The sequence below is a fragment of the Neobacillus sedimentimangrovi genome, assembly GCF_010614825.1.
GTDB lineage: Bacteria > Bacillota > Bacilli > Bacillales > Cytobacillaceae > Neobacillus > Neobacillus thermocopriae.
Genome location: NZ_JAAFZF010000074.1, coordinates 1 through 8,974 on the forward strand (window position 1 = coordinate 1; position 8,974 = coordinate 8,974).

At 37.2% G+C, this 8,974-nt stretch carries 10 protein-coding genes; 6 read left to right on the top strand and 4 right to left on the bottom strand.

Annotation, left to right across the window (positions count from 1 at the left end):
* Nucleotides 1-84 (top strand): IS3 family transposase (locus GZA11_RS17080; protein ID WP_407938553.1); only part of this gene is annotated, 84 nt, incomplete at its 5' end.
* A 166-nt stretch (nt 85-250) separates the two neighbouring features.
* On the opposite strand, the gene GZA11_RS15670 is transcribed toward GZA11_RS17080, so the two are convergent.
* From GZA11_RS15670 to rnhC, 4 genes are all read right to left on the bottom strand, one after another.
* Complete coding sequence (locus GZA11_RS15670) at nt 251-502, bottom strand: multinuclear nonheme iron-dependent oxidase (RefSeq protein ID WP_163184349.1); 252 nt, start codon at nt 500-502, stop codon at nt 251-253.
* A gap of 412 nt (nt 503-914) precedes the next feature.
* The gene (locus tag GZA11_RS15675) at nt 915-1,589 is read right to left on the bottom strand and encodes an MFS transporter (RefSeq protein WP_328822057.1); all 675 of its coding nucleotides are present in this window, start codon (nt 1,587-1,589) and stop codon (nt 915-917) included.
* Nucleotides 1,544-1,726, bottom strand: a complete 183-nt coding sequence (locus GZA11_RS15680; RefSeq protein ID WP_051968191.1) for a hypothetical protein — start codon at nt 1,724-1,726, stop codon at nt 1,544-1,546. Before GZA11_RS15680 ends, GZA11_RS15675 begins: the two co-directional genes overlap by 46 nt.
* A gap of 232 nt (nt 1,727-1,958) precedes the next feature.
* The gene (gene rnhC, locus GZA11_RS15685; protein ID WP_163184351.1) at nt 1,959-2,915 is read right to left on the bottom strand and encodes a ribonuclease HIII; all 957 of its coding nucleotides are present in this window, start codon (nt 2,913-2,915) and stop codon (nt 1,959-1,961) included.
* A gap of 112 nt (nt 2,916-3,027) precedes the next feature.
* On the opposite strand from rnhC, the gene zapA reads away from it, so the two are divergent.
* From zapA to GZA11_RS15710, 5 genes are all read left to right on the top strand, one after another.
* Nucleotides 3,028-3,288, top strand: a complete 261-nt coding sequence (zapA, locus tag GZA11_RS15690; protein WP_038536611.1) for a cell division protein ZapA — start codon at nt 3,028-3,030, stop codon at nt 3,286-3,288.
* A 6-nt stretch (nt 3,289-3,294) separates the two neighbouring features.
* On the top strand, nt 3,295-3,837 hold the full coding sequence (locus GZA11_RS15695; protein WP_038536609.1) for a CvpA family protein: 543 nt from the start codon (nt 3,295-3,297) through the stop codon (nt 3,835-3,837).
* A 76-nt stretch (nt 3,838-3,913) separates the two neighbouring features.
* Complete coding sequence (gene polX, locus GZA11_RS15700) at nt 3,914-5,629, top strand: DNA polymerase/3'-5' exonuclease PolX (protein ID WP_163184352.1); 1,716 nt, start codon at nt 3,914-3,916, stop codon at nt 5,627-5,629.
* 32 nt (nt 5,630-5,661) lie between these two features.
* Nucleotides 5,662-8,019: an endonuclease MutS2 gene (locus GZA11_RS15705; RefSeq protein ID WP_163184353.1), complete on the top strand. Its 2,358-nt coding sequence runs from the start codon at nt 5,662-5,664 to the stop codon at nt 8,017-8,019.
* A gap of 80 nt (nt 8,020-8,099) precedes the next feature.
* Complete coding sequence (locus GZA11_RS15710; protein ID WP_038536604.1) at nt 8,100-8,507, top strand: DUF350 domain-containing protein; 408 nt, start codon at nt 8,100-8,102, stop codon at nt 8,505-8,507.
* Nucleotides 8,508-8,974: the final 467 nt, after the last annotated feature.

An 8,974-nucleotide genomic window follows, 5' to 3' on the forward strand; every position in this document is an offset into this window, starting at 1 on the left:
ATTCATTTTTACAACCACAGTCGTTTTCAAGAAAAATTTAACAGTCTTTCCCCGATTGAATATCGAGAAAAGACCGCAGCTTAATATACTCTTTTTTTCATTGTCTACTTGACAGGGTTATGTGCAAGGATACTCTTTTTTGTTTATGAAGAATTACCGAAAAACCATAAAAGAAATTTTTTAAAGGAAAACATACTTAAAATTAACTCTTAGAATATTGTCGGATGAACCGATCTGATGTCTCATTCACTCATTTATAACAGGAAAAGTTCACTAAGTCAGTTACATAAAAAAGTGATAGTTTTCTTTTTTGTAGTGGAATATCCTCGTAAGAACCAATGAACAACGATAAACCATGTGGAATAAGTGGAAAATAATTTTTTAGCTTTATAATCTCCTCGATTCTTTTTTCATCAAAATAAGATTCTGCAATAATTTCAAGAAAGTTTACATCTTTTCGCAACTCTTCCAAGTCATTTTGGAAAACTACTCTATAACTCAAACCAACACCTTTAATAAAAGATATCAGAGGTACTCCTTTCTCGTGCATTATTCTGAATTTTTTGAATATATGTTTTTAGAAACAATATGATTTTTATCAGCGAGAAACAAACCAATCCCAGTAAAATTATATGAATTCCTGAAGAGTAGATTAAAAAATTAGATGTAATCAAAATAAACAACGCTCCAATATCATTAGAGAATGTAAGAACAGCTGAAGATCGTCCTTTATATTTTGAGTCTGATAAATTAAATACATGTGATCGAATGATTGTATTAATTAAGAGGATTACCTACAGAGAATAGCAAAAAACCTATTAAGTATAACCAAACATTTTTTGAAACCCACATAAGAAAAATTCCACCTGTTAAAAATACAAAAGAATAAAATGCAAGGAATTGTGGTGATCGTTCTAATATATTACTGATAGAATAAGATTTCCTGCAATTGATCCTATTCCGCCTAAAAGCCAATATAAAGAAACAATTTCAGAACTCACTTTAAAAAAATCATTTAATACAAAAACAGACAGATTTATAACAAGTGGGGTAATAAATCCATCTATTAATGAAACGAAGTTATAATTACGTAAAATTTTGTTTTTTGTGACATATTTAAATTCTTCCATATCTAAAGACAGTTGTTGTTTGCTTTTCAGGGTTCGATTTTCTTTAATGCTTAGAATAAGAACACAAGATAATCCGATTTCCAAGATATTTATTAAAACAGTGAATTGTTCAAGAAATTGAAATAACAGGGGGCCGGTTGTAAAGCCAATAGTTTTGGATGTAAGTACCCAAGAATTTCTTGAACTTAATTCTTTAGTGAGTTGCTTTTTCTCTACTATACTACTAAACCATATATTTTGATTAACTAGAGAAATCGTTCCAAATACTTGTGTTAATAATATTAATGGAAACAACATCCATATATGAGATTTTAATGTGAAAACCAAAAAAATCAGACTAAATATTACAAAATTACTGAGCAGACTGAACAAAATAACTAAACGATGGGTCTTAAAGTCAGCTAATTTTCCTCCTATGAGCCTGCAAATAAACTTGCAACTGTTCCAGTGATAAACAATGCTGAGGAATACAAATACGAATGAGTTAAATGATAAGCATAGACGGGAAGACCCGTCCAAATAATCGCTGTACCTAAGCTATTAATAACTCCTATTAAAATCAATTTAACTTTAAGAAATTCATTTGAAAGTTTCATATAAAGCTCCCTTTAATGTGTCAATTGAAATCCCCATCTGGTTTAAATCTTTTATAAAGTCAATTACTTCGTCATCTAACAATTCCAAAGATGTTATTGGATTAATGGCAAAATTAAAGCAAGTTTTCGTTAATTCGTAACTATCAACTTTTGAAAAACTGCTTTTATGATATAGATAGTAATATTCTCCCTCCAACATTATAGCGATTAAAAAATTGCCTCTCTTATCTCCTTATCCCTTCTTTTTATTGGCAATCTCCACTGCCTTCTCTGTATTTGCAAAATGCATTTTCACAAAGGAAGGTAGCACACCAAGGCCTTTCTTTAATATCAGCTTGGCAGCTGCTTCATCCACTTGGGAACCTGCTCCTTTTGGGATTTTAAATCCAGCTACCTCGCTCAACTGATTTATGTATTGAATAAAAGCATACCTGGCCAAAATACTTGCCGCTGCCACAGCTAGATGAATCCCTTCAGCCTTTGTACTAAAATAAACATTTTCTCGAGCTATCCTCTGTTGTCCTTGCAAATGCTGAAAATAAGTGTTAGCCTGAACAAATTGATCAATTAGAATAGCTTCTGGTTTTTCCGGGGCAATTTTTTCTAGTACTTTCAAAATTGCTTGATTATGAAGCAGAGCCTTCATTTTTCCCTGAGACATCCCAGATTTTTGCACCTGATTATATTTTTCATTTTTCAATGTCATTAGGGAAAATGGCACCATGCCCTTTAATATTTTTGCAAGCTCAATAATTTTTTCGTCATTTAAATTCTTTGAATCTCGTACACCCAATTCTTTTAATAAAGGAATATCTTGTTTCCTAACATAAGCAGCTACAACGGTAATCGGTCCGAAAAAGTCTCCCGTTCCCACTTCATCGGACCCAATGACAGATAGTTCACTAATATTAGAGGGGAGTTCACTGTTCATCGAACGTTGTGATTTTGCTACCGGATGATTTTCCCTAGAAGTGCCAATAGTTGAAGAACTTCTCCATCTTTCTGCCTCCCTTTCACAATCATTCCCTTGAAACAATACTTTTCCTGATTTATAGGCTGTTATCATACAATTTGGAAGTTTTGCGGCAAACACGCCTCCGGATGGGACTTTATTCGATACATATGTACTGTAATATTCTTTCATCTCCAAAATCTTGTCCATGCTAAACACTAAAACTACATTTCCCATTTCTTAACACCACATTTCTATTAAATCTATCGTTCGATACATTGTATCACTTTTCGATGAAACCCATTTCTGTTATGATATACTGTAGGATTCTTTGAAAGGGGCATTTACGTTGTCAAACATACAGAAAAACAAAATCACCGTTGATATATTCGGACAGCTATATGCAATTGTAGGCACAGAAAGTCCTAGTCATATTCGGCATGTAGCCTCCTTAGTTGACGATAAAATGCGCGAAATTAGTTCCAAGAATCCGATGTTGGATGTGAATAAACTGGCTGTACTAACAGCAGTTAATGCAGTCAATGATTATATTAAATTAAAAGAAGAGCTGGAACGTTTAAAAAAAGATTTACAAAAAGAAAAGGAATAAGCCATTATGTTAGATATAGCAATTTTAATATTACTAATCATTGGATTCTTTGTAGGCTTGAAAAGAGGTTTTATTCTTCAAGCCTTTCATTTAACAGGATTTATTATTGCATACATAACTGCTTATTTATACTACGATGATCTTGCTCCAAAATTAACCCTATGGATACCTTATCCAAACTTTGGTGGAGAAGGCATATTAACCATTTTTACAAACTCTGGCAGCCTAGAAACGGCATTTTATCGGGCAATTGCCTTTGTCATTATATTCTTTGCCGTAAAGATACTGATGCAAATAATTGGCTCCATGTTGGATTTTATTGCCCATCTGCCTGTATTAAAACAGCTAAATGTTTGGGCAGGAGGACTATTAGGCTTTTTGGAAGTGTATTTAATTATTTTCATTGTAATATATATTGCCGCCTTAATTCCAATTGATGTATTGCAAAACGCTTTGGAAGAGTCGTTCATGGCAGAGGCGGTTGTTAATTACACTCCGATCCTTTCAGAGCAAATCAAGAGCTGGTGGATCAATAATACAGCGGCGTAAACTTCTCTGGACAAGAGAAGTTTTTCTATTGTTGAACAATCAGGTTAAAATAAATGGTAATAGGCAGGTGGAAAACATGGAAGCAAATAAAAAAGAATTGATCCGTTTATTAGAAACGATTGCGATTTATATGGAATTAAAAGGGGAAAATCCTTTCAAGGTGTCTGCTTTTAGGAAAGCAGCTGCCGCTCTGGAAGCTGATGATCGTAGCCTCAATGAAATTGATGACTTCACAACGATATCAGGAATCGGCAAGGGGACCGCAGCCGTCATGGAAGAATACATAAAAGAAGGCTCGTCAAAGGTGCTAAATGAACTAAAAGAAGAAGTGCCGGCAGGCTTAATCCCGCTATTGCAGCTCCCAGGACTTGGTGGGAAGAAAATTGCAAAGCTTTATAAAGAATTAGGGGTAACAGATGCATCTAGCTTAAAAGAGGCTTGTGAAGCAGGGAAGGTTCAGACACTTGCAGGTTTTGGAAAAAAAACAGAAGAAAAAATATTGAGTGCGTTAGCTAATGCCGGTTCAAGACCTGAGCGTCTGCCGCTGGCTTATATGCTTCCAATAGCAGAACAGATTGAAACATTTCTCTCTGAAATGCCAGGAATTTTGCGTTTTTCAAGAGCGGGAAGCTTAAGACGCATGAGAGAAACAATCAAGGACTTAGATTTTATCATCGCCACAACTGAGCCTAAAACGGTTCGTGAAGAATTGTTAAAGCTACCAAAAATAAAAGAAGTAGTTGGTGCTGGTGATACAAAAGTTTCTATCATATTCGAACTTGATTATGATATATCCTGTGATTTCCGGTTAGTCAAACCGGAGGAATTTATCACTACGCTTCATCATTTTACCGGATCAAAGGAGCATAATGTCCGTATGAGACAGCTTGCCAAAGAACGCGGCGAAAAAATAAGCGAATACGGTGTTGAAAACATGGAGACGGGTAAGATTCTCACCTTTGATACCGAAGAAGCGTTTTTTCAGCATTTTGGCCTTCCATTCATTCCTCCTGAATTAAGAGAGGATGGCAAAGAGGTTGACACCTTTTCAGCCGATTATGATCTTATTGAACTGAAGGACATTAAGGGTGACCTTCATATGCATACAACCTGGAGCGATGGAGCCCATTCCATCGAGGAAATGGTTGAGGCATGTAGGGCCAGAGGATATCAGTATTTAGCCATTACTGACCATTCTCAGTATCTAAAAGTTGCGAATGGACTTACCCGGGAGAGGCTGCTTCAGCAAAAGGAAGAGATAAAAAAATTAAATGAAAAATATGATGACATTCTGATTTTATCCGGTGTGGAAATGGACATTTTACCAGATGGGTCATTGGATTATGAAGATGATGTATTGGCGGAATTAGATTTTGTCATTGCTTCCATTCACTCGGGTTTTACTCAGCCAAAAGAAAAAATCATGGAGCGCCTTAAAAACGCGCTAACAAATGGACATGTTGATTTAATCGCTCATCCAACCGGACGAAAGATCGGCCGCCGTGCAGGGTATGATGTTGATATCGATATGTTGATTCAACTGGCAAAAGAAACAAATACGGCCTTAGAATTAAATGCTAATCCGAACCGACTTGACCTTGCAGCTGAGCATTTAAGAAAAGCGCAAGAGGCAGGCGTGAAAATTTTAATCAATACAGATGCCCATATGTTGGATACATTAAAACAAATGGAAATCGGTGTTTCAACAGCGAAAAAGGGTTGGATCAAAAAGTCAACCGTCATTAATACACTTGATAAAAATGACTTATTAAATTACTTACACAATAGATAAAAGGTTTTTATGAGAAAAGGAGGTTCATCTCCATGCAAGAAAGAGTTTTGAAAGTATTAGAATTCATGAAGGTTAGGGAGCAGCTAATGGAGCATGCTGCTTCCTCGCTTGGTAGTGAAAAGATAAAAAATCTTGTGCCATCAAGTGATTATAATGAGGTCGTTAAGCTTCAAGAGGAAACGGATGAAGCAGCAACAGTGTTGCGAATTAAAGGGAATGTCCCATTATCAGGGATTTATGATATTAGACCTCATATTAAGCGCTCGGTTATTGGTGGTGTATTGAGTTCACAGGAACTTGTTCAAATTGCAAGCACCATTTATGCCAGCCGACAAATGAAACGTTTCCTTGAGGAAGTAGATGATGAACGGACAGAAATTCCTATTTTACGCGAGCAAGCAGACCTGATTATCCCGTTAACAAATTTAGAACAAGCAATAAAACAAGCGATAGATGAGAGTGGCGAAGTATTGGATGGGGCAAGCGTGCTGTTGCAGTCGTTAAGGCATCAGCTTCGTGCCAACGAAGCACGGATCCGTGAAAAATTGGAAAGCATGATTCGTTCGTCTAGTGCACAAAAAATGCTATCTGATGCGATTATCACGATCCGTAATGATCGATATGTTATTCCTGTGAAACAGGAATACCGTGGCCATTATGGTGGGATTATTCATGACCAAAGTTCCTCTGGACAGACATTATTCATAGAACCCCAAGTGATTGTTCAATTAAATAATGAGCTCCAAGATATCCGTGTAAAGGAGCAGCTGGAAATTGAAAGAATCCTTACTGAACTATCCGCACAAGTTGCTGAGCATGCAGACGACTTAAAGGTAATTGTAGATGTATTGGCAAATCTGGATTTTATTTTTGCAAAAGCTCGTTATGGGAAAAAAATGAAAGCCACTAAGCCAAGCATGAATAATGAAGGGAGAGTCGTCCTTTATAAAGCGAGACATCCGTTAATTCCAATGGATCAAGTAGTCGCAAACGATATTATTCTTGGTACAGATTATACTACTATCGTAATTACAGGACCGAACACAGGGGGAAAAACCGTATCCTTAAAAACATTGGGCCTTTGTCAACTCATGGCTCAAGCAGGTCTACAAGTACCGGCACAGGACGGTTCAGAGCTGGCTGTTTTTGGAGCTATTTATGCAGATATCGGTGATGAACAGTCGATTGAACAAAGTCTAAGTACCTTCTCCTCTCATATGGTAAATATCGTTGACATATTAAATCGGGTAGATTCGAACAGTCTTGTTTTGTTTGATGAGCTAGGGGCTGGGACGGATCCGCAAGAGGGGGCAGCCTTGGCAATCTCCATTTTGGATGAAGTCCACAAACGAGGGGCACGAGTAGTTGCAACTACACACTATCCGGAATTAAAAGCTTATGGCTATAACCGGGAGGGTGTATTAAATGCTAGTGTTGAATTTGATGTCGAAACCTTGAGTCCTACCTATAAGCTATTACTAGGGGTACCAGGACGGAGTAATGCGTTTGAAATCTCTAAACGCCTTGGATTAAATGAAAGAGTGATACAAGCGGCCCGTTCTCATGTAAGTGAAGACACGAATCAAATTGATAAAATGATTGCCTCCCTTGAGGAAAGCCGGCGTCAGGCAGAAATCGAACATCAGGAAGCTCGGGATTTGTTAAAACAGGCTGAAAAGCTTCATAAAGATTTGCAAAAACAAATGATTGAGTTTTACGAGAAAAAAGACGCTATGTTGGAAAAAGCCGCTGAAAAAGCGGAGGAAATCGTCGAAGAGGCGAAGAAAGAAGCCGAACAGGTCATTCGTGACTTGCGCAAAATGCGAATAGAAAAACATGCAGAAATTAAAGAACACGAATTAATCGAAGCGAAACGTCGTCTTGATGAAGCAGCGCCTGAAATTCCGAAATTTGAAAAGCCCGCCAAGAAGAAAACGAAAAAGCACCGCTTTCAGCCAGGTGATGAAGTGAAGGTTCTCACCTTTAATCAAAATGGCAGCTTAGTTGAAAAAGTTTCAGAAGGGGAATGGCAGGTTCAAATTGGAATTTTAAAAATGAAAGTAAAAGAAAAAGACTTAGAATATATTGGTACTCCAAAGCAAGTGGAAACAAAACCGCTGGCAATTGTAAAGGGTAGGGATGCCGATGTAAAATTGGAGCTTGACCTACGCGGTGAGAGGTATGAAGATGCCTTATTAAAGGTGGAAAAATACATTGACGATGCACTATTGGCCAATTATCCACGGGTCTCCATTATTCACGGAAAAGGAACAGGTGCTTTACGGCAAGGAGTTCAAGAATATTTGCGAAATCATCGTTCAGTAAAGAATATTCGTTTTGGAGATGCTAGTGAAGGGGGAACCGGAGTAACAATTGTAGAATTCAAATAATACTAAGCTGAGATGGAAAGCTTATCTAAAATGATGAGTTGGACGTAGTGTCTTTTAAATTATATCTGGGGAGAGAGCGGATGAACCAGTTCTGGGAAAATGCTTATATACAAATTGCAGCCTACTATAGTGTTGTTATTTTATGTTTAGTTGTTTTTTTGGCTCTTTTTGAAATGGTCACCAAATATAAAAATTGGGAAGAAATTAAAAATGGAAACTTGGCTGTGGCTATGGCAACAGGAGGGAAAATTTTTGGGGTTGCCAATATTTTTCGTCATACCATTGAAAATCATAACTCTTTACTTGCCATGATCGGCTGGGGTATTTACGGGTTTCTCCTTTTAATCATCAGCTATTTTATCTTTGAATTTTTAACACCGAAATTCAAAATTGATGAAGAAATTCAAAATGATAATCGAGCAGTAGGCTTAATTTCTATGGTCATATCAATCGGGCTTTCCTTTGTCATTGGTGCAGGAATATCGTAAGGGGAGAAAGTAGTGGAAAAATTAGCAAAAGTACTTCTAGGATTATGTGGCTTGTATTTACTGCTGGGCATAATCTATCTTGTCTTTTTCGCTTAATAGATGGAAGCTTTAAGATAAATAAAATCATCGCTTAAATTTTGGGCGATGATTTTTTTATGTGCGCCCGGCATGGGTGTAATCTATAGGGTGAAAGTCCCGAGCTGCGAAGGCAGAAGTAGCAGTTAGCTTAACACAAGGGTGTCCGTGGTGACGCGGAATCTGAAGGAAGCGAGCGGCAAACTTCCGATCTGAGGAACACGAACTTCATATGAGGCTAGGTATCACTGGGTGAGTTTGCACAACAAAACAAAGCCCTTTCTGCCGAAGGTGATACAGAGTAAATGAAGCAGATGGATGGAAGGAAAGATTACACTCTTACCCGGGGAGGTCTGATGGATACGTGAAGTACCCTTCATAACCTACTTAGT